Genomic DNA, 25409 nt, shown 5'->3' with positions numbered 1-25409 from the left:
TTTGTTACTCACTTTTGATGAACTGGATATTTCAGTGCATTTTTTTCCATTTTTTTAAATACTTCCTCTTCTAAATCTATTTCCATTTTGTCCGCTAACTGTAAAAGATAAATTAAAATATCCGCCATTTCTTCTTTAATATTTTGTCTAGTGGCACTGACTGCTTCCTCGCTGCTCTTCCATTGAAAATTTTCCAGCAGCTCGCTTGCCTCCAATGATATGGAAATAGCGAGATCCTTTTCGTTATGAAACGGTCCCCATCCTCTTTCATCACGGAATTCGGTAATTTTATCGATCATGTTTTTCATAAAAAGTCCCCCCGAACGATGTATTCTTGTTTTATTTTACCAGTATGGAGACCAGATTAAAATTTCTTTACTATCAACATAAGAAATGGCCTACATCATTAGGATATAGACCAAAAAAGCAAATATTACTTCCTCTTAATGAACGCAATTCCTCTTGAAAAAATTTTAAGTTCCTCTATTAATTTCCTTTTCAGCTTCTCATCTATTGTAAAATGAACTCCGTACGAATAATCATTTATATGATTCTTTTTCCAAACTAATATGCCTGTTAGCAATAATTCTGCTTCATTTAATCGAAAAGAAATTTCAATTTCTATTTTCTTGTTGTCTATTGATAAATTCAAAGGAGTTGTTAGCTTTACACCACCTTCACTTATGTCATATACGTAAGCATTTCCTGTATTACTTAATCGCTCTTTGCTTTCTACTTTTAGAATTCTAAATGTACATGCAACAGGTTCTTCAAATTGATAGCGGAATGACTCTTGCCTTCTATATCTCATATAAACTGCCTACTTTCTAATATTTATCATTAGTATAGAACCTGACACAATTTCTGCCATCTTTTTTAGCATTATAAAGAGCCTTATCTGCATCTCCTATAAATTGAGTTATTGTATTATCATTAGTTGGAACAGTGGAGCTAATTCCAAAACTCATCGTGACATAGTTACTAATTTGAGATTCTCTATGTGGAATGCTTAATTTTTCTACAGCTTTTCTAATCCTTTCTGCAACAACTTTCGCACCTGCTAGGTCGGTTTTAGGCAAAAGAATACTAAACTCCTCTCCTCCATACCTAAAAACCATACCCCTAGACATTTCCAAAATTTCATTCATTCTAGCTGCTAAAGCTTTTAAGCATTCATCTCCAGCTTGGTGACCATATGAATCATTATAAGCTTTAAAATAATCCACATCGAACATAATAAGGGAAAGCGGCGTTAATTCTCTTAAAGCTCGTTTCCACTCTTTTTCAATTTGTTTATCAAATGTACGGCGATTCCAAACCCCTGTCAATCCATCTTTAGTAGATAGTTCATGAAGTGTCCGATTAGCTTCCTTCAGTCTTAGCTCCGCCATTTTTCTTTCTGTAATATTTCTCGAAATCACTATAATTTGCAGTTCCCCTGGATGTTCTGCCTGCAAACATTTAATAGAAGATTCAAGCCAAATATATTCTCCATCTTTTCTGCGGATTCGATAAGTGGAAACAACATAGCCAGTCTTCAATAATTTTTCATGACTTTTTCTAATCATCTCAATATCATCGGGATGAATGAAAAAATAAGCATCAAATCCAATAACTTCCTTATCATCATATTGTAATATTTCTTTTCCTGCAGGGGACACATAAAGATATTTTCCAGTTGAATCATGAATGGTAATCATATCGCTTGAATACTCAGCAATCATCCGGAATCGCTCTTCACTTTTTGCAATAGAATCTATATGTCTCTCAATTAACTCAGCCATATTATTAAAATTTTCACTTAGCTCCTGAAGCTCTTTTGCATCCTTACGGTAATCTGACCTCGATAATCTATAGCCAAATTTTCCAAGACCAATTTTTCTTGTTCCAATTAACACATTTCGTATAGGGGCTTCAATTTGATTTGAAACCCAAATAATTAGAATATATCCTAGAATCGCTAAAAGTACTAGAACAATAGAAAAGGCAGTTGCCATACGGTAAAATGGTTCATAAATATTACTTCCCTTTATTTCTCCTATTATGAGCCATTTCTGATGATGAACCCACCGATATTCTCCTAGAACTAGATCTCCATTTTGGGTTTGATAAAACTTATTTACACGATTTCCTGTCAATGCGTGCTTATAAATTTCCGTATAAATTGTATCTCCAATTTCACCTTGCCTAGATTTCGTAATCAGCATTCCTTCCCTATCAACCAAGTATGTCTCGCGGGAGCTATCTTGAAACTGCTCCATAATTTTGTCGATCGTCGTAATTGGTACAGAACCAAATACCAATCCATGAAACTGACCTGAGTAGCTGTAAATAGGGACAGAGATAATAACGATTGGTTTGTTGGATTGCCTTCCAATCAATACATCCGTTATGTAGGAATCTCCTTTTTTGGCTTCCTTATAATATTGTCTGTCAGACAAATCTAATCCTATTGGACCAGATGTATCAATTTCTGTTTTTCCAGCTTCATTTACATATACCATTGCACTAAATTCAGCATGGTTATTAACAAATACTTCAAGAGCCTCATTCATTTTCTTATAATCTTTTTCTTTAAAAGTTGGAAGTTCGGCAATAGATTTTATATCTGCTAATTTCTCCTCAAACCAATTATTAATAACGATTTGCTGTAAATTTATCATTTTTTCTAGTTCAATCTTGGCATCTTCACGTTTTTGCATTTTGCCTAAAATAACAAATGGAAACGAAGCCAACAAAACTAATAGTACAAGAAAACATATAAACCAAAATCGTAGTCTTCCCTTTAAGCTCGTAATTCCTAGTAATGAAACAATACGATTAAAAACCATTCCAAAATCCCCACTTTTCCCCATCCATGCAAATCCTTAATGACAAAAAAAGACCAACAAAGGTTGGCCGGTTGCATCACTAGCTCCCTATACTTCAGATGCCCAAATAAAAAGTATAGTTCATCACTTCCATAAAATGGTTTTCACTGTTTAAATCTTCTCTAACAATCTATGAATTATAAACTATAGTATATGGATATTTTACAAATTTCAACATAATTTTAGTAATTTCTACCTAAATATGTCTAGTTAATTACAATTAAAAAATCTATTTTTTTATATACGGATTTTGCACAAAGGGACCGACAGTTGACATGATTGTTAGTTGAGTCGCCAAATAGACCGGTGTGTACGGCATATCGTTTTTAAGCCACCAAATAATGGAACCGAGATAGGCTGTTGAAATATATGATTTTATGATTGGAGCAGGAACTCTTTTTTCGATATTGTCTTTTTCTAAAAAACTCATTCCTTGGTCTACAAGTTCCTCAACTACTATTAACACTTTTTCAGTAAAATAAGGAATTTTCTCTTCAGCTAGCATAATTTTATAGAATCTGCTATTTTCCATCATTTTTTCTAGTAGCCGGATAATAGTTGGATGTGGATGTTCCCCATTGTAGGTGAATTCATACTCAGGCAGTTTAACACTTTCTCTTAAGTCCATCAATGCATTATTCAAGCAGGCTTCTAAAAGCTCATCCTTATCATAAAAATGCAAATAAAAAGTCGCTCTGTTCAAAGAAGCTCTTTTTGTAATTTCTTGTACTGTAATCTTTTTATATTCTTTTTCTGCAAGTAACTCTAGTAATGCGTCTTCAAACATTTTCATTGTTCGTTTAACGCGAGGATCTAACTTTCTAGACATTTTTATCCCCTTTGTCTCTTTTTAATAATCTTCTCAACAAAATAGACCATATTGCCTATTAAACAGCATTTATCAGAAGATTGTTTATTGTCTATAAAACTGTATTTGTTACCATTATATATGACCATGCTTCATCAAAAAAGTATTGTCACCAAAAAATTCCCAGTAATTTATTGAGAGAAAAGTAGTTCTTCTCACCCACTCAGAATTATTCAGAGCAGGAACAGCATTATTTAGTCCAATTCATTTTTTGTAAGCGATACCAATGACTATGGGAGGTTATGAAATGGTAGTGAGAAAAGAAATTCAATGGGATTTAGAGACTGATGTAATCGTCTTGGGAAGTGGTGGAGCTGCACTAACCTCTGCCATTCTTGCACATGACCAAGGTGCGCGTGTAACCATTTTGGAAAAAGCGAATCAAGTTGGAGGTACTACAGCTTTTTCCGGCGGGATTCCATGGATTCCAATGAACCGATATATGAAGGACCGTGGCGTCTCAGATTCTAAGGAAGAAGCAAAGGAACTCATTTCACGTTTAACTGGAGGAAAAGAGCCTGATCCTGCCCTCATTGATGTTTTTGTTGATAATGGATGGAAAATGATCGATTACTTACATGAGCATACACCTGTACGTTTTTCAGTTCCCCGGGGATACGGAGATTACTATGCAAATCTTCCAGGGGGAAAAAATGAAGGGCGCTCACTTGATCCTCAGCCGTTTTCTCTGAATGATTTAGGGGAATGGGCAGACAAAATTAGGAGAAATCCTATCTTTCCTCCTTTAACACTAGAAGAAGGCGGAGCTGCTGATCCGGGAGATATTGATTTTTCAATTGTTGCCGATCGCATGGAAAAAAACATTACCACTATGGGGAGAGCACTTGTAGGCAGTCTGTTTAAGGCAGTTCTTGATCGCGGCATTGAAACATATATCGAAACACCTGGAAAAGAACTTGTTATGAATGATGATGGAGAAGTGATTGGTGTTCGAGCTGAACGAAATGGAAGCAACTTTTATATTGGTGCTCGTAAAGGTGTTGTTATTGCAACAGGAGGATTTGAATGGAATAAAGAGCTTGTCCGTTCATTCCTGAAAGGGCAGGTTACTCACCCTCAATCACCAGCCACGAATGAAGGTGACGGCCTGATTATGGCGATGGAAGCTGGTGCTGGTTTGGCTAACATGGGCGAGGCTTGGTGGTCGCCAGCGTTTGTTGACCCGACAGTAGAATACGAGGGCCGTGTGTATAACCAAATTGATAGCCCCGCTCGTACTATGGCGAATTCTATTATTGTTAACAGTCATGGAAAGCGCTTTGCAAATGAAGGATCAACTTATATGGACTTCCCTAAATCATTCTATGAGTATGATCAGGTTACTCAGACATTACCGAATGAACCGCCTGTTTGGCTTATTTTTGACCAGCAATTGAAGGATCGTGCCTTAATTGTGACAATGTCTCCGGGAGAACCTGCACCAGATTGGGTTGATCAGGCAGACACCATTAGAGAACTTGCTGAAAAAATCGGCGTTGATCCAGATGGTCTTGAGCAAACGGTTGAGAAATTTAATAAGCACGCGTTAAATGCAGAAGACCCTGAATTTAACAGAGGTACTTTACATTTTGAGCAATTCGCTAACCGCTTTGCTGGTCCTCAGGCGAACATCGGTCCAGTTGTGAAGGCACCATTTTATGCGCTACCAATTTACTATGGCACTCTAGGTACAAATGGCGGACCACGCATCAATGAACATGGACAAGTAATCAGCGTTCGCGGAAAAGTAATTCCTGGACTTTATTCTGCAGGAAATGCAGCAATGGGCATTCTCGGCCCTGCATATCCAGGTGCAGGCGGAACAATTGGACCTGCATTAACATTTGGTTACTTAGCAGGCATTCATTCGGGAAGCGCGCCTTCAAGAGAGATTAATAAAGATTTGAAAACAACGACAACAATGTAAATGGAGGGATTCCGATGCCAACCGGAACACATACGAAGGATTTAGATGTATCAATTGAACGAATTTGGGATTTTGTCAAGGACATGGACAAATGGGCACCATTAGTTCCTGGTTATATCGAGCACGATATTTTAAATGAAAGACAATCTACGTGGGTATTCAAAGGCGATATCGGCATCATGCAAAAAACGGTAAAGCTAAAAATTGATATAACCGAATGGATTGAACCAACTCGTGTCACCTTCAAACTATCAGGATTGAATGAAAACTTCTCTGGAAACGGATACTTCGAGGCTGAATCCTTACCAGATCACACAACGAAAATGATAGGAAATTTAGACATTACTGCTGGCGGCATGATGGGACCAATGATCAACGCCATACTAAAATCATTTGTCCCGAAAACGGCAGAAGAATTAACAGAAGCAATTGGAAACAAAATCATTGAAATCGAAACCGTTAAAGGCGGCGCATAATGTTTAAGGAGTCTGCCAACTTCACATTAAAGTGTTGATGGACAGACTCTTATCTATTGACATTCCAGTACTGTTTTTATTCATAAATACAAATATGAATCAAGATGAAAAAAAGAAATTAATGACTTTATAAATTCTCTCACGTTTTTAAGATAATAAGGGTATATCGCAAATAAATTTTGTTGTTTCGCAAATAAACTGCCTAGTTTCGCAAACAAATTTAGTCGGTTCGCAAATAAACTGCCTAGTTCCGCAAACAAATTTAGTCGGTTCGCAAATAAACTGCCTAGTTCCGCAAACAAATTTAGTCGGTTCGCAAATAAACTGCCTAGTTTCGCAAATAAATCCTATTCAAAAAAAATATATAAAGCAAGCTATTAAAATATGATATTTTTCAACAAGATTCTGCAGGTATTTTCTAACCAAATGAGAATTAGTATATAAAAACAAAAGGAATGATCATTTTGATTATTAAGGAACGGAAAATCCCATTAATTATCTTGATTTTAACGGCCTTATTGCGGCGACTCCCCAAAAATCATGAAAAACGCCAACAGATAATGAAGGAACTCGCAAGACGACAGGCAGGTTATCAAGGTGAAGAATCCCTAGACTACTTTTTTTGCAGACTCCCCGATAAAGAATATATGATTTTCCACGATTTAAACCTTCCATTTGGAAAATTTAACTGCCAAATAGATACACTCCTCCTTACTAAAAAATTCGCCCTTATAGTTGAAACCAAAAATATGACAGGAACGTTAAATTTTGATTTTGAAAATGAGCAATTTTATCAAAAGGTTGATGAAAAATATAAAGGCTACACAGACCCTATCTCTCAGGCTGAAATGCAAAAAGCCTGCATAAAAGAGTTTCTCTCTAAATATAATTTCCCTTCAGTGCCAGTTGATTACTTAGTCGTAATTAGTAATCCTTATGCCATTATCTCCTTTATTGGACACAATCCAGAAGCTAAACAACGAGTGTGCAAATCTCATAATCTCCTGAAAAAAATTGATATGATTGAGAGCATGTACCCGCATGAAATCCTCGAAGAAAAGGAGCTACGAAAACTAAGCAAGCTCTTTGTCAAAAAGAATACACCGCCAACAGTCCATATATTAGAAAGATATGATATTAAAAAGAGCGAATTATTAACGGGAATTCATTGTCCCTTATGCGATTCTCTTCCTATTGTTCGCAAAAAGAGAAAATGGTACTGTCCATCATGTAATAGTTTTTCTAGTGATGCACTAGAGTGCTCGTTACTAGATTATTTTTTACTATATGATCCGAAAATAACTAACCACGAGTTTCGAAATTTTGCCCATATTGAATCTGTCGACGCAGCAGGAAGACAATTGCGATCCGTAAGACTTATTAGTTCGGGAGAGAAAAAGAACCGTTCTTATTCCGTTGAAAACATTCCTTGGTAAAATTCAGTTTCGCAAATAAATCCTGATGTTTCGCAAATAATCTGTCCAATTCCGCGAACAAATCCTGTTGTTTCGCAAATAAACTGTCCTGTTTCGCAAATAAATTAAATAATATACAGAAATATGGTATGAAACTAATAAAAAAGCGCCTGATCTCCAGCTTATATCCGCTGAAGAACAGGCGCCTTAGCTCAATTAATTACCTAATCCCAACCAAACTTCCATAATCGATTCCAGTTCACTATTTAATTCTAGTTTTCTTTCATACAGGATATTAAGCTTCTCATAATCCATAAAGTCGGCAGCCATGGCTAAATCAATCTCGCTTATTTCCCTTTCAAGAATTTCAATTCGAGCTAAGGCATTAGCTCCTTCCTTCTTTGTTTCTTCAGATTGACTTTTTTGTTTTTTAACTTTATCCGTTTTTATAACTGGCTTTTTCGTTTCTTCTCCAATACTAATTTTTTCTTTTTCAATTTTAAAATTATCATAGTTCCCAAGATAGCTTTTTAAAGAATAGTCCTCTAGGGCTATTACCCTTTGGCCGATTTTATTAATAAAATACCGGTCATGAGAGATAAAGAATATGGTGCCCTTAAAGTCTTCCAGAGCCTCCTCAAGCGTTTCAATCGAATCAATATCAAGATGGTTTGTAGGCTCATCAAAAATTAGTAAATTGATATCTTGATACAACAGCATAGCTAGCTTCAGCCTGATTCTTTCTCCTCCGGATAAATGCTTTACTTTTTTAAAGACACTGCTTTTATAAAACATATACTTTGAAAGATACTCTCTTGCTTTACCCTCTACAATCGAGATATTCTCCCTAAATACTTCGATTACAGAATGTTCTTCATCCTTAAAAACAATTTTCTGAGGCAAATATGCAGCGACCACATTAGCTCCCAATTCCACTACGCCTTCATCGGGCTGTTCTTCACCTAAAAGCATCTTCAGAAAAGTAGTTTTCCCGCTCCCATTCGGCCCGATTAAACCTGCTCTTTCACCAAAGGTAATTAGCAAATCTGCATCCCTCAAGATGATTTTATCCCCGTAGCTTTTAGAGAGCCCGATTGCCTTTATTGTTTCAGTTCCTGACCGGACGGCTTCTTTTAAATCCAGCTTCATATTTCGTCTTTCAAAAATTGGCTTCTCGATGCGCTCCATCTTATCCAGCTTCTTCTGGATACTGGACGCTCTTCGAAAAAACTTATTATTATCTGCTCTCATCGCCCAGTCTCTTAAGCTCATAACCGTCTTTTCCATGCTATTAATCTTTTTTTGCTGCTCTCGAAAATGCTCGTATTGAATCCGCATATTCTCTTCTTTTTGACTAATAAAAGAGGAGTAGTTTCCCTTATAGGTTATTGATTCCATATCTTCTATCTCTACGATTTTTGTCACGACATTGTCCAGGAAATACCGGTCATGGGAGACAATTAATACGATTCCTTTATAGGTTTTCAGATACCCTTCAAGCCACTCTATCGATTCCATATCCAAATGATTTGTAGGCTCATCGAGCAGCAAAATATCCGGATTATGAATTAAGAGCTTGCCTAGCACGACAGTCGTTTTTTCTCCTCCACTTAATATATCAAATTCCATATTTAGGAAGCTCTCATCAAATTGAAGACCCGTACAAACCTTGCTGACTTTCTCCTCCCGCTCATATCCCCCTTTTACTTCGAATTGATGAAGAAGATCGCTATATTTTTTCAGAGCTTTTTCTAGAGCAGCCTCTTCCAATGTCTTCAACTGTTCCTCTAATTCACGCATTTGAATTTCAATGCTTTCAATCTCTGCAAAAGCAAGATTTAACACATCTCTTACTTTTAAGCCTTCCCGGTACACAGGTGATTGCTCGAGGTAAGCCTTAGTTGCCCCTCGTGGAGAATGAATCAGCCCCTCATCATATCCAGGACTAGAGGTTTGCGGGTAACCTGGATAATAATGCATGGGCTCGATTCCTGCAATTAATTTGAGAATCGTGCTTTTACCGCTTCCATTTGCACCAATAATTCCGATCTTCTCCCCTTCATACGCTTCAAAGGTAATATTTTTCACGACAAGAGTAGCTTCCATATATTTTTTAATTCCATTCAATTTCAGTTCTAACATGTTAATTCCTTCTTTCATCCATATTTACGTTACGCATTTTATGGACAAGGTGAAGAAAGACAATATTTACTATTAATTTATGAATTAAAAAAGACCATAAGAAGAGGATTTCTTCTTACAGTCTAGATTGATCATAGAAAATAATCTATTAACACAGTCATGAAAAAATACGCACCAAAAACTGGCTTGCTGTATTTCACAAAGACTACGTAATTTTCTATAAATTATGATCTCAATAGTAGTAAAGTAAGTTACCTTCTAATTGCCTTCATTCCATAAAGAGCATAACAAATAAACCTAACTTTTTTAGGTAAATGTCACTCATTTGAAAATCGTTATTAATTTAAAAAATAAATTAATATTAGCAATTAGTTGGTTCCATATACTTACTTTCCACCTCCGAAATTTTCTTTATTATCCCACTTTTTTATTTTTTTGTAAATAACAAAATCAGAAACGCTAAACAGTCATTTTCCAGCTTGATCGGGCTAGCCATTTTTCCTGTTCCTTATAATCCGGCATCATCCCTCCAACGAGACGCCAGAAGGATCGGTCGTGATTCAGATGAACCATATGACACATCTCATGCACCACAACGTAATCGATTACTTCTCGTGGTGCCATTGCCAGCTTCCAATTGAAGGTTAACTGCCGTTTTGAATCACACGTTCCCCATGTCGTCTTACTATCTGAAATTCGGATAGAACGAGGCTTTTCTTTAAAGAAACTTTGATGAGCGGAAATGCTCCTCTCCACTAAAGCCTTGCATTGCTGATAATAAAATCGCTTTAAAGCTTGTTTTATCCTCTCATCCTCAAGCTGCTGCACATATATGTGCAGCTTATCTCGTTCAAATACAACATAGTCCTGATCGGCATTATGATTTTCGTGGATCTGGATAGGATACTCATTTCCTAAATACAGAAAGCTTTCACTAGCGTCATAGACTTTATCAATTGGACCTGCCATTCTGTCCTTCATTTCTTTTAATTTTTTCTGGATTAAATCCCAGCTATCTTCTATTAATTGAATCACCTTTTTATCTGGTGTCCCCTTTGGAGCTTGAACCTCAATATTTCCATAGTGATCTATATAAATGCCCATGGAAGTTCGATTTTTGTATTTTATTTCAAAATGAATTGTATCTCCTAAGAATGTATGTATCATTTCATCACCTATTGTTAGCTATTCAAGTAAATTTGATCACCTTGGATAATCTTATAAAAACTAAGTGATAGGATGCAAATAAAAAAAAACAGACTGTAATAGTCTGTTTACAAAAAAGTACTCCAAACTGCCTTAAAAAAGGTGCCTAAACCGCCTAAAAATATTCCTAAACAAGCTAAACTTAATGGAGTTCCCCACTTAATTTCTGGCATACAATAACCTCATTCCCATTAAAATATTAGTAAAATTATACCATACCTTTTTGCCTAAAAAAGATATTTTTAAAGAATAAAACAAAATTTTCTAGAAAGATAAAAGAATATTTATTTCTTCATTTCATCTAAAAAATTGATTACCAATTGATTGACAAGTTGATTTTGTTCAGCAGGTAAACAGTGTGAACTGCTTGGAATTAATTTAGCGGTTATTTTTGGTGAAGCTTCTGCATTCTTTAGTGCTTTTTCTACTGATGAATAGACGACTTCATTTTCACCAATCAGAACTAAGGTTTCAGGCTGCAATTTTTTTAATTCCGTTTCTTTAAAAACAGTTGGTGCAACTCTTAGCTGAATTTTTCCATATTTATACCCTAGAAGAAATTGTTCGTAGAGAATGGAATTGGGACGACTTTGTTTTGCAAACATCCAATTATATAAACTTCTAATAAAATACGAGTTTTTTAATATCATTGCAGGCAGCAATTTAAATGGAAACTTCCAATTTAATGAAGAGAAGCTCATGACAGGTGCTAATAAAACTAATTTTTTTACTTTTTCAGATTCCAAACTAAACTTTAACGAGATCCATCCTCCCATTGAGTGTCCAACCAAATAGATTTGATCTAATTTTAAAGCATCAAGAACCTCATTAAGCCAAGTCTTCATTTCCTCAGAAGTTGTAATTGGCTGAACACATTCGCTTTTTCCGAAATCTCCAATCGTATCTATCGCATAAACTCGATACATTTCGGACCAACCCGGAGCATTCGCAAACCACATTGCGGAGCTTACAGTCATACCGTGAAGCAGTACAAGCGGTTGAGCATTTTTGGGTCCGCAAGCAATCACATGTGTTTTCCCGAATGTTGTATTGATGTAAAGGGACTCTATCTCAATGTTCCATTGCTTTAATGATTCATCATATTTCTGATAATACAATTCTCTTGTGGCTTCTATTGGAAAGGTTAAATTAGACAAGTTACACCATCCTATTTAGTTGTTAAAAAAATACAATCTAACTATTAATATTTTTCTCTTTTTCTCTTAAATTTATCGGAACTTTTTTTACTTTACCTTCCATAAGAGAGTCATGCGGTAGATGATAAAAACAATAAGATTAAAAATCGCGGCTGTGAGAAAGATCGGGGCAGTCCCCCACTTGTAAATGACCCAGCCTGACAAATAAACAGTAATCGGCATCCCGATTCTGAAAAACGTTCCTGTCATTCCGCTAATTCTGCCAATCAATTCGGGAGTCGTCTGCTCCAGCCTGAATGTGTATGCACAGACAGTGTAAAATGATGTTGCTATTCCGCTAAAAAACAGTGCTATAATCAGCTTATAGTAATGATCTGAAAAATACATTAACAAATAGGCAGCTCCATGAAGAAATGCAGACACTCCGAATAAAACGCCTAATCCCCATGCTTTTCTTAGTTTACTTGAGAAAAGGCTGCCGATCATTCCACCAATTCCAATAGCCGATATGACGATCGCCACTCCGGTAGATTTTAGACCTAGATCCTCTTTTGCGAAAAGTAGCACTGCAATCTGGACAACTGAAAATGTTGAATTTAATAGCATAATAAAAATAGTCATCATCCAAAGGAGTTTATTATCTTTAAACGCTCTCCAACCTTCACGAAAATCAGCAAAGAATCCAGAGCTATTCATCCTGACTGCTTCTGCCTGGTGTGATAGCCGTGCCAAAATGAACAGGCAAAGCATATAAACAAAGGCGGTAAGCAGCACTCCATTATAGAAAAATGGCAGCAGTAAAATAATGCCGGAAATAACAGGACCCATCACACTAATAAACGTTTCTATAAAGGAGAATTTTGCATTCGCCGAATTTAAATAATTCGTTGGAATGTTCATTTTGACTAGCCCAATCTGAGCATTGAAATACCCATAATTGCAAGTCATCAGCAGGAAGCCGATAATATAATAAATGCCTAGCCAGCTTGTTCCCACTTTTAACAAATAAGCCATGCAGAAAAGCAGTGCAGCTTGCAAACCGATACTCCATAGTGCAAGCTTCTTTTTATTCACTCGATCAACAATCACACCAATGAAGATGCCAAATACCAAATTGGGCAGTAGCTCTGCAGTTCGCATCGTTGTTACCGCAACAGACGAATTCGTTAATTCAAAAAGAATAAGTGGAAGCAGAAGCTCATAAATTCGATTCGCTAAGCTTAGCAAAAATGTTGAACTAAGGAGGATGAGAAAGGATTGATTACTCCAAATACCTCCTGTTTCTTTATTCAATTTCACTAATGAAGTAGACATTCATGCCATTCCCCTTTCAATCTTTGTTTTTATTGTAGGTGGATTTTTAATATGTAAAAATGGAAGAAATAATTTAAAAAGTTTCGGGTTTTAGGAGTGGAAAAATGAGTCGATTAATTGAGAACTACAAAGCGATACGTGATTACTATAAAAGCCAACCCGAGCATGTCCCATTCTCGACCACGATGGAAGAGCTTGCAAATCTTCTGTTTTGTTCACAGCGAAATACAAAGTTTATCCTATCAAAGCTCATCGAGTCCGGCTGGATATTATTTTCCCCTGGCCGCGGGCGAGGAAATAAATCTCATCTTACCTTTTTAAAATCAATTGACGATGCTGCTTTTTCTGAAGCAATAAATCTATTTATGAATGGAAAAATTACAGAAGGATTGGAGCTTGCCACACTCTATGGTAGTCCCGATTTAAAAAAACAGCTTTTGGAATGGCTAAATCAATACTTTGGTTATACGCAACAAGAAAACGCTAAGGTAGTGAAGGATATTATTCGACTCCCAATGTTTCGAACCTTTAATTCGATAGTTCCTTCAAAAGCTTTCTTTGATTTCGATGTCCATCTCATTAAGCAGGTATATGACACGATCGTTTTATTTGATCATTCAACCGAAAAAGTAAAGGGGAAACTTGCCCATCATTGGGAGGTTAACGAGGAAAAAACAGAGTGGACATTCTATTTGAAAAAAGGATTACAATTCCACAATGACAAGGAACTTATATCAACTGACATTCATTTTACGTTTTCGTTACTTTTCCATCCAGACTTTGAACAATCATGGCTTGTCAAAAATATTAATGACATTGAATGTCTAAATCGATACACGGTACGATTCCATTTACATAAACCAAACGAACTATTTTTGCGATTTCTTAGTTTTCCTGCCCTTTCCATTATCCCCGCGGAAGGTACAGACTATATAGGTACAGGACCTTTTAAGGTACATACGTATAATGAAAATTACGCTGTTCTTGAAGCAAATTCATCTTATTATGAAGGCAGACCTTTCGTGGACCGTTTTGAAATTTTAAATGTGCCAAGAGAATATGAGAAAGAAATTTTAGCAGATAACAGCAGTATTTTTGTTAACACCGGCGAAAGTAATTACTCCAGTGACGATCCATCTCATGAAGTAGTCGAGGGGATGTATGAAGGCAGCAGTCTTTTAACCTTTAATCTTCGAAAAAAGAATAGCCCTCTGCAAAGTATATTTTTTAGAAAGGCACTCAATAAGCTAATTGACCGTAAAAAGCTGATTGCTGACCTAGGATCACCGAGGCTGCTTCCTTCCTTTAGCTTTGAAATGCAACGCTCTCTGCTCATGACTCAGGAAAAAATAGAGAATGAAGAAATACAGTTTCTTTTACAGCAATCTAGCTATTCCGGGGAACCCATTCAATTATTTACGTACGAACGGCATCAGCCTGATGCCGAATGGATAATGACTGAAGCAGCCCAATATGGGATTTCTATTCATATAACGATTCTCGGCTGGCAGGAAATCCTTAATGAAGAAAGTATCCAACAAGCAGACTGTATTTTATTTGAAGCTGTATGGGGAGAAAAAGAAATGTCTAAGCTGGAACTTTATCAATCCCGCTTTAGCTTTTTGCATCAGCATTTGGATCCAGAAATTAAGGATGCTATTGATAGAAAGATAGAGACAATCCTCGCAACATCTAAAGAAGAGGAACGATCAACGTTATTTTCAGAAATAGAAGCTCATCTCATTTCAGAACAGGCAGCTGCCTTCTTAGTTCATAAAAGTATTGAATCAACCTTTCATCCCTCCATTAAAGGGGTAAAGATCAATTCTAGAGGGCACGTAGATTTTAAAAATATATGGATCAAACCGGACGTAACAAAAAAAGATGAAATAACGTAAACCGTTATATTCATCTTTTTTTGACTAATTATAAATTCTTAATTTTTATAAAAATTGATTGTATTTTTTCATGGAATCTTTTACTATTTATATGACCGTTTTTTAAATTTTAGTCACACAAATGAGGTGAAGCTATGGCAAAGGGGTTTAGTGAAGAGGAAAAGAAAGCAATTAATGAGAAACTTTTAGACACCGCGGAGGAATGCTGGTCTATTTATGGATATAAAAAATCAACAGTAGATGAACTAGTCAAAAGAGTTGGCATTTCAAAAGGTGGATTTTACTTATTTTATCCATCCAAAGAACTTCTCTTTTTTAAGGTGCTGGAACGAATCGATAGGCGTGTAAAAACGAAGGTTTTTGATACATTACAGGCATCAACTGACCCTCCAAAACAAAAATTTATTTCTGCCATACATGCTATTTTTTCGGAAATAGAAAAGAATCCATGGATTTTGGACCTGCAAAATGGCGTTTATGAGCAAATACTTAAGAAGCTTCCTGAGAATGAAATAAAAAGCCACTTAATAAAGGATCAGGATGATATTTCAATCCTTCTAGAGCACTTTAACATCAAGTGTGACAGTGGATTTGTTTCATCTGCATTAAAAACGATTTTCTTTACACTGCTTCATAAAAATGAAATTGGTCATAACCATTTTGACGGAGTCATTAGATTTTTAATAGAGAGCCTTGCCAATACCCTTTTCAATGGAGGAAAACATGATGAAAACCATTTATAAAGATCCAGAGGGCAAAAAGAAAATCCTTGAGATTTATGATAAGATGACGGACGGGCTTAACACTATATTTGAAAGTAAGTATGTTGACACTCGCTTTGGGAAAACTCATATTCTTGTTGGAGGGAATCAGGGGGCAGAACCTCTAATTTGCTTTCACGGGGGAAATGTCGTAAACCCTATTACATTAAAATGGTTTGAACCACTGGCGAAGCATTACCAAATTTTCGCGCCAGATACAATCGGTCATCCAGGAAAAAGTGATGAAGTTCGCCTCAATCCAAAGTCAAATGAATATGCTCAGTGGGTTTGTGATTTTATGGATGGTATTGGCATTAAAAAAGCAAATTTTATTGGCCCATCCTATGGAGGCGGTATTCTGATTAGATTAGCTGCCTATGCACCAGAACGTATAGAAAAGGCAGTTTTTCTTGTACCGTCTGCAATCGCTGGCGGGAAAATTTCAAATATGATGAAGAAAATCCTTATCCCTCTTGCTTTATATAAATTATTTCCGAATGAAAGAAATTTAGTAAGAGCGAGTAAGGAAATGTTTGATACAAACATAGAGCCTGAATTGCTATTACAGATCAAGTATGTTTACGACTATGTTAAACTGGAAACTGCTTTTCCAAGCTACGCTACAAAAGAAGAATTAGAAAATTTCCATGCTCCTACTTTAATTTTTGCAGCTGAGCATGATGTGTTTTTTCCAGCAAAAGAAGTCATACCAAGGGCAAAGAACATCTTTCCTTCATTATCCAAAGCCATCACATTACAAAATGCAAGCCACTTTCAAAATGAGAATAATTTGAAGATCATCATTGAAGAAATTGAGCAGTTTTTTATATAAATGCAATTTGCTAATCCTTGATTTTCAAATATACTTGTAAAGCCCATTCTTTCGGATGGGCTTTTTACAAAGGTCACTTTCCCTCATTAAGAATGAATTTAATTTTTTCAAACTTAGCCATAATGTCAGGATGGATTTGATTTTCTTCTTCAATTATCAATTGACTGCTTTCATTTTCTTTGAATACATCACAAATACTCCTTAACACTTTCAATTGTCCTTCTGTAGGCTGTTCTCTTACCATGTCATTAAGCAAATCAATTACTCTTTCTACGGAAACACTTAATTCGGGATTCAGCTCACCGGCGGTTTCAAACAATCGCTGTGCATTCCAAAGATTAACTTCAATAGGATTAAAGATCTCAGCACGATCTCTAAGTTCCTTAAGTTTATCCTCATTTTCATCTAAAGCCCTTGCTGCCTTTTCTGTAAAAGCTAGTTGCATTAATTCATAAGCGTCCTTGAAAAAGGCATAGGACGCTGGCTGAGTATAGTGCTGAAAGGAATTTTCTATTTTATAAATAGTTTCCCTCACAAATCCTTTTTCGTTTTGATTGTATGCAATTTTGTGGATTGATTTATCTCCATGACCAGTCTCTAGCATCACAATACCAGGTTTTCCATCAAACTTGGCCGTACTAAAATCGATTGATCCTAACTGAACAAAATCATCAAATAGCGGATAAGTATCCTCCCCATCCTTTACGACCAACAGCCATGTCTGCCCATCATCCCACGCAAACATGCCATCTTCCATTTTTTCTGCATTTACATATAGTTCAATTATTTCTTCCTTTCCATCATCATTGATATCAAAAGCCGCCTCTTTAAATAATGATTGTGGATATGTTTGGATGTCTTTTTTGAGAATAACAGAAGAGTTATTGTTTATATTTTCTTCAATGAATTTCTTTTGCTGCTCCATCGTTATTTGCAAAGCTTTGTTTTCCATTGATAGCTGCTCTATTTGCTTTTTTAATTCATTGATTTCGGTTGTCTCATTTGCATTCGTTTGATTCGAGCAGGCAACTAGTACGCCCGAGATTACCAGCCATACGATCCCCCATAAAAACCTCTTCATTTTCATTCTCCCTTCGCCCTTATTATTGAACGAGATGACATGTATTATATATATTTTACCATTATTTATTAAAAATTCTGAATTAATTAAAAATTTTTTTTTGTATTTCTTTACAGTTATTCGATATAGCCGATACAGGCTATTTTCCTATAAAACCTATAAAAGCGCTATTTATTGTTGTAAAGAGAATGTATAACAAGTAATATATTAATTGGATACAGGGATTCGATGCCCAGGTCTCTTTCAAATAGAAAATGAAAATAATTATAAGTGGTTATGATACTCTAGTAGCAAAAGCTAGATTTTAAAGCCAGGATAAGTCGCAGATTTTTCTGCTCTTATTTGGCTTTTTTATTTTTATTAAAGCCTATTTTGAAAGGAGGGAATTATATTTGGAACCTACATCTTTGATTAAAGACATCTTTGTAAATTTACTTATTGTATTAAGTCCTATTTATTTTTATCAATGGATCTTTTCAAATCCGAATAAAAAGTTTTACAAGGTTTTAGCAGGTATTTGTTTTGGGGCTGCATCCATTTTAAGCATGGAGTTCCCTATTATTCATGCTTCATATGGTGGAACTTTTATATGGGATTTACGTTACTTTCCTTTTGTAATTTGTATTCTATATATGGGACCTATCTCGGGGACAATTTGCGGAATATTATTAGTAAGCTATCGATTCTTTTTAGGCGGTTCGGCAGCTTCCTTAAATGTTTTCATTAGTTCAATCATTCTTTTTGCAGCATTTATTTTATTCCGACCAATATTTCATAAATTAAGTATAGTGAAAAAATATTTAGTTAGTTTTATTTCTTCGATTTTAATCTTTGCTTTAGTCATAATATCTATAAACATTCATTTCCATCTTGTTGGATTATCAAGTTCTATTATTAATTCTGAACTATTATTCCAAACAGCCATTTCTTATATTCTTTGTTTTCTTATTTATACATATTTTACTGAGAGTAAGCTGAACAGATTAAACCTTGTGGAAGAAATACATAAAGCAGAAAAATTAAACATTGTTAGTGAGTTAGCGGCTTCTATTGCCCATGAAATTCGAAATCCGCTTACAGTTGTTAGAGGTTTTATCCAACTGACAAAAAGCAAAGTGGACCCAACTACACAGAATTATATGAATACCGCTATTAACGAGCTGGATCGAGCAGAAACGATTATTTCTGATTATTTAAATTTTGCTAAGCCTCAATTGACGGAGAGATTTGAAAGTTTTAATGCGAGCATCGGAATTAAAGAAACGATTCTTTTGATGAACTCATATGCAAATATAAAAGGAATTGAGCTAAATAGCCAAATAGATAAGGAAGTATATATAGAGGGTGATCCTTTAAAGTTTAAGCAAGCGCTCCTAAATATCATTAAAAATGCTATTGAAGCTACGGATAAAGGAAATGTAAGCGTGCTTGCCAGCTTTAATCATAAGAAAGGGCAAGTCATCATTGAAGTGATTGATACCGGATCAGGAATGTCTAAGGAGCATCTTCAAAAAATAGGAAAAGCTTTTTATACAACCAAAACGGAAGGAACTGGTCTTGGTTTAATGGTCACCTTCCGTCTGATTGAAGCAATTGGCGGATCCCTAACATTTGAAAGTGAAGTCGGTAAAGGAACAAAGGCAACTATTACGGTAAAAGGGGCCCAAAAAGACCTCACTCTAGCAGTAAATAACAACCAGGTTAAGGAATATTTTTAACCAAATTTTTTTAAAAGATCGTCCTAGGACGGTCTTTTTTTCTGGTATATGGCTTAACCGGCTGCATTATAAAAAATTAATTTAAATTATTATCTTTCAGAATAAAGGTCATTAAAGATCGATCACCGTGTATATCCCAATCAATAAATATATCTCGAACCCTTTTATTGAATATTTCACTAAATCTCCCCTGGCGGTGAAAATATTCCTTTTCTAATTCATCTTTTGTTATTTTCAGTTCTTCAGCAAATCCTTTTTGTACTAATGCTTTTTCGATCATCATTAATATGCCCACCCGTTCTACTAAGTAGATGGTAGAGGACATTGGATACACAAAGATTTTATCTGGAACTTTTTGTACTAATTTACTAATTCGAGCTACTTCTGCTTCTAATTCCTGAAAATTGGAATCTGTTGCTCCTCCATTCGTTTCTTCGTCTAAAACAAGCATAATAACACCTGAGTTATTCGGAAAATTCCAATCATGGTACACCCGTTTTACTTCCTGATCCAGTGTTAACTCGATAACACCCTTTAACTCATTTAATAAATAATTTAATATAACAGTCCGTGCCTTTTCGACTTGATTTCTTTGCCCCTGCTTTATTAACACTTCTTCCATTGGAGAAATGAAGCCGCGAATATATATGACTAGGTGATTTTTTGTTAGTGTTGACTGACAGGATTGTGGCCCTTTTCCAAAATTCTTTCGCAATAACTTGCTTGTAAAACTGCTAATAGTATTTAGTTTGTCCTTCTCATGTTCCATCTTTTTACCCCCAATCCTTTTCAATACGTTTTCCTTCTTTAGTCCCCATTAGATAGTCTTTATCATAAATAAACTATTTATCTCCATTTTCATTCAATTTTTTTATACATTATCTTACTTCCTGGTAAGGTATCCATTTAAAGACTCCATTTAAAAAAGCCAATATAATAAGCAGCCGGTGGTCTGCTTTATATTGGCTTAAGATAATTTACAAAATGTCCAAATATGCTTTTCTAATTCTTCTTATTGCAGATAAAAGAATATAAAGTTTCGATCTTTTATATAATCCCATAATATGTATATGCATTCAACTTCTTTGCCAATAATATTGGTAAAGGAGTCCTTTTTGTCTTGAAAACTTTTTTTGATTTCCCAAGAGCGTTCTTGTAATAAATCTTGATGCCCTTTTTTATTTAGTACTTTTTCAATTTCTAACATGACACCACTGCATCTAACAGCCAATAAATTTGGGCTAATCTTCATGAGCTCCATTGCTTGAGGTGCCTTGTGTAATTCTGCACTTATATACTTAATTTGTTGAGCCATTTTTTCATAATAATATGGTTTGTTTTTTACATCTAAATCCGTGCTTAAAGATTCCTCTTCAAATAACAATATAGCCGTATTCGTTTCATAATCCCAATCTTGATGAAATGAAACATAATTAAAGTCTAGAACTTTAAAAGCATCGTGTGTAATCAATTCTTTAGCAATATGGTTCATTAAAAGGGTTCGAAAATCATATGCTAAATTCATCTCTTCAGTTGTAATTAGCACTTCCTCTGCAGGCGTAATAAAATTGCGTATATATACGATCAGCTTTCCCGTATGAAGAGTTACAAAACATGATTCAGGACCTTTTCCAAATCTCTGTTTAAGCATTTTACTTAATGTGCTGCTTAGCTGGAGGAGATCTTCTTGATTTTTATTACCGCTTCTAATCATTATTTGTCCCTCCTTTACATTGCGTTTTAAATTTGTACTAATACTGGAACATAGCTAATGAAAGAAAATTTTTAACAGAAAACAAAAATGGCCTAACTCCAAAAATAAGGAGTTAGGCCACGGATAGACAATATTTCTTCCATTTACCATAAAACAATTTTACAAATTATATTAGAAATTTATTTCTACTTAGATGATAAAGAAAAAATTAATGACAGTAAGACATTAATCAAACAAAGTATATCATCTGTTGATTAATATAGCAATATAGATTTTGAAGTTCACTTTAACTTATGCGACTCCTTTTTTCATGTATCCTAATGACTTCTTCTAACATTTAGGATACAGTTCAATCACATATTCATTAAGCTGTTTTGTTAAGATTTATTGATTTCCCTTCTTTACGCCATTCTTTGTATTCAGCTGCTGCGGTGAATAAAACGTCTGTAGAAGAGTTTAGAGCTGTTTCAAATGAGTCTTGCAGAACTCCGATAATAAAGCCGACTCCAACTACCTGCATAGCCACTTCATTTGGGATTCCAAATAAGCTGCAAGCTAGTGGAATGAGCAGTAGGGATCCGCCGGCAACCCCTGAAGCACCACAAGCACAGACTGCTGACAACACGCTAAGAATGATCGCAGTTGGAAGATCCACTTGGATACCAAGAGTATGAACTGCTGCAAGTGTTAAAACAGAAATCGTAACAGCTGCACCAGCCATATTGATTGTTGCGCCTAATGGAATAGATACTGAATAACTATCCTTATTCAAGCCTAGATTTTCACATAGCTTCATATTAACAGGGATATTGGAAGCTGAGCTTCGTGTAAAGAATGCAGTTATACCGCTTTCCTTTATACATTTAAACACGAGCGGATATGGATTTTGTTTAATATACACAAACACAATGATTGGATTAACAATTAGTGCCACAAAGAGCATACAACCAATTAATACGCCTAGTAAATTTCCGTAGCCTAATAACGATTCCACTCCATTTGTTGTAATGGATTCAAATACTAGTCCCATAATTCCTAGCGGAGCAAACTTAATCACCCAAGTAACCATTTTTGATACTGCATCGGAGAAATTAGAAATCAACGTTTTTGTTGAATCAGCTGCATTTCTTAATGCCAAACCAAGCAGAACCGCCCAAGCCAATATACCGATATAATTCGCATTAAATAGTGCCTTCACTGGATTATCCACAATATTCAACAGCAATGTTTTAAGAACCTCAACAACACCGCTTGGAGGGGTTACCCCTTCAGCACCTTTAACAAGTATTAAGTTTACAGGGAAAATAAAACTAGCAACAACAGCGATCAATCCAGCCAAAAAAGTACCTAAAAGATAAAGTATGATAACGGATTTCATGTTCGTCTTGTGACCACTTTTGTGCTGAGCAATTGCTGACATAACCAAAAAGAGTACGAGTACAGGTGCAATAGCTTTCAAAGCACCAACAAATAAAGAGCCAAAAATAACAATCGGTTTTGCCGCTTCAGGGATTGTTAAAGCTAGAGCAATGCCAATTATCAAACCTATGATGATTTGTTTTACTAGGCCTAATCTGCTCCACTTGATTAGCAAGCTTTTCATAGATGTTCCTCCATTATTCTGTATATTCTTATCGCATTTACCGAAATTCCACTCTATAAAGACACTTGTCTTTCTATAAAAATATTATACGGTGTTTTTTGATATACTACAATACTATTATTTTTATTAAAACTATTCATAATCTATTAAATATTGCAATAAATTGTAATAACCACTCCAATTTCATTACTATAAATTACTATTTCAAAAAAGAGATTCACTTAAAAACTCCAATATAAATGGGGGTGCCATTCAAGCTCATGACACCCCCATTTATCCAAATTAATATTTTTGTTCAGATAAAACTTTTATGCAAGTTAGAGCCGCTTTTTTCAAATCCTCATGAGACCAGCTTGGAATCTTCCCATGCTGAATTGCTAACTCATGTGAAGCAGGAATATGGATAAAGCCAGCAGGAATTTGTTTATTATGTGTGCTCGCAAAATGCAGGCTTTGATACATAACATGGTTGCATAAATACGTCCCGGCAGTATTTGATATTTCTGCCGGGAGTCCTTCCTCAATCAGCCTACCCACCATTGCACTGATTGGAAGAGTACTCATATAGCCATCTGGTCCTTCCTGCTGAATAACCTCATCAACCGGAGTATTGCCGCTGTTATCTGCCTCTCCGTCATTTATATTTATCGCTATACGTTCAGGTGTAATTTTGTAGCGTCCACCAGCCAGTCCTAAAGAAATAACTGCATCTGGTTCAATATTCTTTAAATGTTCTATAATCTGATTCCCAGATTTCTTAAAATCTACAGATAATACCTCACTATGAATCTTGTAATCTCCTACCTGCTGCCCATTTAAATCCTGAACAATACGCATCGTTGGGTTAATAGAAAAATGTAAAAAAGGTTCAAAACCAGTCAGCAATAATGTTTTCACTCTTAGTTTCCTCCTCTAATTTTGTAGAAGTTCTTTCTAAATACTCTTCTATTTAAGTTTATCAGATACCCTAACTTTTCTGAGTATGATAAACAGGGAAATTTTACAAAAAAATATGGCATAACGAGATATTTATCGTTACGATTAGAAACACCGTTCAAATGTCCTTCAGTATTTATCACAAGAATTATGATGAAATTTCGTCCATTCACTGGCCGCTATGTATTCCACTGTCACATATTAGAGCATGAAGATGATGATATGATGCGCCTATTTGAAGTTGTTGAACGCAGATGCCAATGTGAAGACGAATGCGCTTATAGTATACTATTTTTACCAACTTATTTAAGGTGATTTTATGTGGAATATATTTTGCCGAGCCGTTTCATTCCTTATGTAGAAAATGGCACATTAAATGGGCCAACCTTACCCAAAACAGTTAGTGAAGATTATTTACAATGGATGAGAGAAGCAGATAAAGCATTTCAAGAATTTTTAGGTGCTGCAGACCGGCAGACTAAACAAGCAGTTCCATATTTACCAGTTGCGGTTCAAGATGTATTTGCAGAAAGTTTGCATGATTCATCTATAGAGCTGATTGATCGATATGGGGATACCCTTCATCTTTTCATCAATACGGATGGCGGATTTACATCTAAATCGCATATACACCTTATTTTTCAAAACGTACTAACTGAGGAAAGTGATAAAGCATTAAGTGTTGGCCAATGGATCGTTTACTACGAATTGCAAAAAAATGATGATGGTTTTGCCTTTCGAGTGTTGTTTGAATGCCCGGATTCTGAGTAGACAATTACAATGAAAGGGCTAGATGCCGAGTATTTTTATCGTCCGGCTGAATATACGGTTTTGAGAGATGAAAGAAAGATTAAAAAAACATCACTTGAGGAATATATTAAGAAGATAAATCCTAATTTTCGGTATTGGCTAATTACTCCCGATGTGATCAGTGCCATTCAATCATTTTCGAATAGTATCGTTTTAGGAAATGGGAAGGTTGAATTTGAGCAAAATGAAATAATTGTTACGATCGGAAATGAACGTTATGCGTATGATTTAGAAGAGTACAACCCCATTACATATATTCATACAGACGTATACGAAGATCCCTATGCACACTTTAGTGTACCCGTGCCATCAGAGGAAATAGAAGCTGCCATCTTTGGCAGTGATTTAGAATTGCAAGTGCGTGCTTGGAATACGCTGTATGCTAATCCTATTGAACTTATAGACATAATTAACCGTGTCTTATCGAAAATTACAATTACAGAAGAAAATGAAATGATGGTTAGTGTTTTTACGAGCCATTTTTATAAATTAGGTATTTTAAAAGAAGCAGTTATTGAAAAGTTTCAATCGCTAATTGATTAAAAATACTTGGATGCCTTTCAAAGCTTTTATTTAATAAATAGATCGAATTCGAATTAGTATCAGTAATTGTTTTTCTCAAAGCATATACTATAAAATATAAGCAAATTACATAAGTTTGAAGTTATTTGGCTGAAGAGA

Annotated in this window: 22 protein-coding genes, 1 pseudogene and 1 riboswitch; of the genes and pseudogenes, 10 read left to right on the top strand and 13 right to left on the bottom strand. The window is 35.4% G+C overall.

Annotation, left to right across the window (positions count from 1 at the left end; translation table 11 throughout):
* Window positions 1-8 precede the first annotated feature (8 nt).
* The 4 genes from H0173_RS07575 to H0173_RS07560 all read right to left on the bottom strand — a co-directional run bounded on the left by H0173_RS07575 (window position 9) and on the right by H0173_RS07560 (window position 3699).
* Window positions 9-308, bottom strand: coding sequence for a nucleotide pyrophosphohydrolase (locus tag H0173_RS07575; RefSeq protein WP_221845753.1), 300 nt, complete (start codon window positions 306-308; stop codon window positions 9-11).
* 125 nt (window positions 309-433) lie between these two features.
* Complete coding sequence (locus H0173_RS07570) at window positions 434-811, bottom strand: PilZ domain-containing protein (protein WP_221845752.1); 378 nt, start codon at window positions 809-811, stop codon at window positions 434-436.
* Window positions 812-827: 16 nt separating this feature from the next.
* Entirely contained in the window at window positions 828-2831 is a 2004-nt protein-coding gene (locus H0173_RS07565; protein WP_221845751.1) for a diguanylate cyclase domain-containing protein, read from the bottom strand.
* 56 nt (window positions 2832-2887) lie between these two features.
* A riboswitch (cyclic di-GMP riboswitch) is annotated at window positions 2888-2971 on the bottom strand.
* Window positions 2972-3099: 128 nt separating this feature from the next.
* Window positions 3100-3699, bottom strand: a complete 600-nt coding sequence (locus H0173_RS07560) for a TetR/AcrR family transcriptional regulator (RefSeq protein WP_221845750.1) — start codon at window positions 3697-3699, stop codon at window positions 3100-3102.
* 286 nt (window positions 3700-3985) lie between these two features.
* On the opposite strand from H0173_RS07560, the gene H0173_RS07555 reads away from it, so the two are divergent.
* From H0173_RS07555 to H0173_RS07545, 3 genes are all read left to right on the top strand, one after another.
* Window positions 3986-5665: an FAD-binding protein gene (locus H0173_RS07555; protein WP_221845749.1), complete on the top strand. Its 1680-nt coding sequence runs from the start codon at window positions 3986-3988 to the stop codon at window positions 5663-5665.
* A gap of 14 nt (window positions 5666-5679) precedes the next feature.
* A complete protein-coding gene (locus tag H0173_RS07550) occupies window positions 5680-6141 on the top strand; it encodes an SRPBCC family protein (RefSeq protein WP_221845748.1) in 462 nt (153 codons plus the stop codon).
* A 464-nt stretch (window positions 6142-6605) separates the two neighbouring features.
* Window positions 6606-7577 (top strand): nuclease-related domain-containing protein, encoded by a 972-nt coding sequence (locus H0173_RS07545; protein ID WP_221845747.1) that lies wholly within the window; start codon window positions 6606-6608, stop codon window positions 7575-7577.
* 195 nt (window positions 7578-7772) lie between these two features.
* Here H0173_RS07545 and abc-f read toward each other — a convergent pair whose 3' ends face one another.
* From abc-f to H0173_RS07525, 4 genes are all read right to left on the bottom strand, one after another.
* Window positions 7773-9698 (bottom strand): ribosomal protection-like ABC-F family protein, encoded by a 1926-nt coding sequence (abc-f, locus tag H0173_RS07540; RefSeq protein ID WP_221845746.1) that lies wholly within the window; start codon window positions 9696-9698, stop codon window positions 7773-7775.
* Window positions 9699-10157: 459 nt separating this feature from the next.
* Window positions 10158-10865 (bottom strand): M48 family metallopeptidase, encoded by a 708-nt coding sequence (locus tag H0173_RS07535; protein WP_221845745.1) that lies wholly within the window; start codon window positions 10863-10865, stop codon window positions 10158-10160.
* Window positions 10866-11188: 323 nt separating this feature from the next.
* Window positions 11189-12061, bottom strand: coding sequence for an alpha/beta fold hydrolase (locus H0173_RS07530; protein ID WP_221845744.1), 873 nt, complete (start codon window positions 12059-12061; stop codon window positions 11189-11191).
* Between the two features lie 87 nt (window positions 12062-12148).
* Window positions 12149-13375 (bottom strand): MFS transporter, encoded by a 1227-nt coding sequence (locus H0173_RS07525; protein ID WP_221845743.1) that lies wholly within the window; start codon window positions 13373-13375, stop codon window positions 12149-12151.
* A 104-nt stretch (window positions 13376-13479) separates the two neighbouring features.
* On the opposite strand from H0173_RS07525, the gene H0173_RS07520 reads away from it, so the two are divergent.
* The 3 genes from H0173_RS07520 (at window position 13480) to H0173_RS07510 (ending at window position 16866) form a co-directional block, all read left to right on the top strand.
* On the top strand, window positions 13480-15273 hold the full coding sequence (locus tag H0173_RS07520; RefSeq protein ID WP_221845742.1) for an ABC transporter substrate-binding protein: 1794 nt from the start codon (window positions 13480-13482) through the stop codon (window positions 15271-15273).
* A gap of 134 nt (window positions 15274-15407) precedes the next feature.
* Window positions 15408-16016: a TetR/AcrR family transcriptional regulator gene (locus tag H0173_RS07515; RefSeq protein WP_221845741.1), complete on the top strand. Its 609-nt coding sequence runs from the start codon at window positions 15408-15410 to the stop codon at window positions 16014-16016.
* Window positions 15997-16866 carry an alpha/beta fold hydrolase gene (locus H0173_RS07510; RefSeq protein ID WP_221845740.1) on the top strand — a complete coding sequence of 290 codons (870 nt, stop codon included), beginning with the start codon at window positions 15997-15999 and terminating at the stop codon, window positions 16864-16866. The genes H0173_RS07515 and H0173_RS07510 overlap by 20 nt, the downstream gene beginning before the upstream one ends.
* A gap of 73 nt (window positions 16867-16939) precedes the next feature.
* Here the strand turns inward: H0173_RS07510 and H0173_RS07505 are convergent, their stop codons facing one another.
* Window positions 16940-17947: a hypothetical protein gene (locus H0173_RS07505; protein ID WP_221845739.1), complete on the bottom strand. Its 1008-nt coding sequence runs from the start codon at window positions 17945-17947 to the stop codon at window positions 16940-16942.
* Window positions 17948-18339: 392 nt separating this feature from the next.
* Here H0173_RS07505 and H0173_RS07500 point away from each other — a divergent pair, with 392 nt between their 5' ends.
* Window positions 18340-19665: an ATP-binding protein gene (locus tag H0173_RS07500; protein WP_221845738.1), complete on the top strand. Its 1326-nt coding sequence runs from the start codon at window positions 18340-18342 to the stop codon at window positions 19663-19665.
* A 76-nt stretch (window positions 19666-19741) separates the two neighbouring features.
* Here H0173_RS07500 and H0173_RS07495 read toward each other — a convergent pair whose 3' ends face one another.
* The 4 genes from H0173_RS07495 to H0173_RS07480 form a co-directional block, all read right to left on the bottom strand.
* Complete coding sequence (locus H0173_RS07495) at window positions 19742-20434, bottom strand: Na-translocating system protein MpsC family protein (protein ID WP_221845737.1); 693 nt, start codon at window positions 20432-20434, stop codon at window positions 19742-19744.
* Window positions 20435-20677: 243 nt separating this feature from the next.
* A complete protein-coding gene (locus tag H0173_RS07490; protein WP_221845736.1) occupies window positions 20678-21379 on the bottom strand; it encodes a Na-translocating system protein MpsC family protein in 702 nt (233 codons plus the stop codon).
* Between the two features lie 364 nt (window positions 21380-21743).
* Window positions 21744-22982: a serine/threonine transporter SstT gene (gene sstT / locus H0173_RS07485; RefSeq protein WP_221845735.1), complete on the bottom strand. Its 1239-nt coding sequence runs from the start codon at window positions 22980-22982 to the stop codon at window positions 21744-21746.
* Window positions 22983-23264: 282 nt separating this feature from the next.
* Window positions 23265-23879 carry a pyroglutamyl-peptidase I gene (locus H0173_RS07480; RefSeq protein WP_221845734.1) on the bottom strand — a complete coding sequence of 205 codons (615 nt, stop codon included), beginning with the start codon at window positions 23877-23879 and terminating at the stop codon, window positions 23265-23267.
* 165 nt (window positions 23880-24044) lie between these two features.
* On the opposite strand from H0173_RS07480, the pseudogene H0173_RS07475 reads away from it, so the two are divergent.
* The 3 genes and pseudogenes from H0173_RS07475 to H0173_RS07465 all read left to right on the top strand — a co-directional run.
* Window positions 24045-24233, top strand: a pseudogene (locus H0173_RS07475) (multicopper oxidase domain-containing protein); the annotation flags it as partial.
* Window positions 24234-24239: 6 nt separating this feature from the next.
* On the top strand, window positions 24240-24689 hold the full coding sequence (locus H0173_RS07470; protein ID WP_221845732.1) for a DUF4085 family protein: 450 nt from the start codon (window positions 24240-24242) through the stop codon (window positions 24687-24689).
* 9 nt (window positions 24690-24698) lie between these two features.
* Window positions 24699-25271: a hypothetical protein gene (locus H0173_RS07465; protein ID WP_221845731.1), complete on the top strand. Its 573-nt coding sequence runs from the start codon at window positions 24699-24701 to the stop codon at window positions 25269-25271.
* Window positions 25272-25409: the final 138 nt, after the last annotated feature.

It is taken from the genome of Bacillus sp. S/N-304-OC-R1 (genome assembly GCF_019749375.1).
GTDB lineage: Bacteria > Bacillota > Bacilli > Bacillales > Cytobacillaceae > Cytobacillus.
The sequence above is the reverse complement of the archived record's forward strand: the minus strand, read 5'-3'. Positions and strand labels throughout refer to the sequence as shown.

What these genes read in the sequence shown, in the direction of transcription:
- H0173_RS07575 (WP_221845753.1), bottom strand. Translation starts at nt 308, where the DNA reads ATGAAAAACATGATCGATAAAATTACCGAATTCCGTGATGAAAGAGGA.
- H0173_RS07570 (WP_221845752.1), bottom strand. Translation starts at nt 811, where the DNA reads ATGAGATATAGAAGGCAAGAGTCATTCCGCTATCAATTTGAAGAACCT.
- H0173_RS07565 (WP_221845751.1), bottom strand. Translation starts at nt 2,831, where the DNA reads ATGGTTTTTAATCGTATTGTTTCATTACTAGGAATTACGAGCTTAAAG.
- H0173_RS07560 (WP_221845750.1), bottom strand. Translation starts at nt 3,699, where the DNA reads ATGTCTAGAAAGTTAGATCCTCGCGTTAAACGAACAATGAAAATGTTT.
- H0173_RS07555 (WP_221845749.1), top strand. Translation starts at nt 3,986, where the DNA reads ATGGTAGTGAGAAAAGAAATTCAATGGGATTTAGAGACTGATGTAATC.
- H0173_RS07550 (WP_221845748.1), top strand. Translation starts at nt 5,680, where the DNA reads ATGCCAACCGGAACACATACGAAGGATTTAGATGTATCAATTGAACGA.
- abc-f (WP_221845746.1), bottom strand. Translation starts at nt 9,698, where the DNA reads ATGTTAGAACTGAAATTGAATGGAATTAAAAAATATATGGAAGCTACT.
- H0173_RS07535 (WP_221845745.1), bottom strand. Translation starts at nt 10,865, where the DNA reads ATGATACATACATTCTTAGGAGATACAATTCATTTTGAAATAAAATAC.
- H0173_RS07525 (WP_221845743.1), bottom strand. Translation starts at nt 13,375, where the DNA reads ATGTCTACTTCATTAGTGAAATTGAATAAAGAAACAGGAGGTATTTGG.
- H0173_RS07520 (WP_221845742.1), top strand. Translation starts at nt 13,480, where the DNA reads ATGAGTCGATTAATTGAGAACTACAAAGCGATACGTGATTACTATAAA.
- H0173_RS07515 (WP_221845741.1), top strand. Translation starts at nt 15,408, where the DNA reads ATGGCAAAGGGGTTTAGTGAAGAGGAAAAGAAAGCAATTAATGAGAAA.
- H0173_RS07510 (WP_221845740.1), top strand. Translation starts at nt 15,997, where the DNA reads ATGATGAAAACCATTTATAAAGATCCAGAGGGCAAAAAGAAAATCCTT.
- H0173_RS07505 (WP_221845739.1), bottom strand. Translation starts at nt 17,947, where the DNA reads ATGAAGAGGTTTTTATGGGGGATCGTATGGCTGGTAATCTCGGGCGTA.
- H0173_RS07495 (WP_221845737.1), bottom strand. Translation starts at nt 20,434, where the DNA reads ATGGAACATGAGAAGGACAAACTAAATACTATTAGCAGTTTTACAAGC.
- H0173_RS07490 (WP_221845736.1), bottom strand. Translation starts at nt 21,379, where the DNA reads ATGATTAGAAGCGGTAATAAAAATCAAGAAGATCTCCTCCAGCTAAGC.
- sstT (WP_221845735.1), bottom strand. Translation starts at nt 22,982, where the DNA reads ATGAAAAGCTTGCTAATCAAGTGGAGCAGATTAGGCCTAGTAAAACAA.
- H0173_RS07465 (WP_221845731.1), top strand. Translation starts at nt 24,699, where the DNA reads ATGAAAGGGCTAGATGCCGAGTATTTTTATCGTCCGGCTGAATATACG.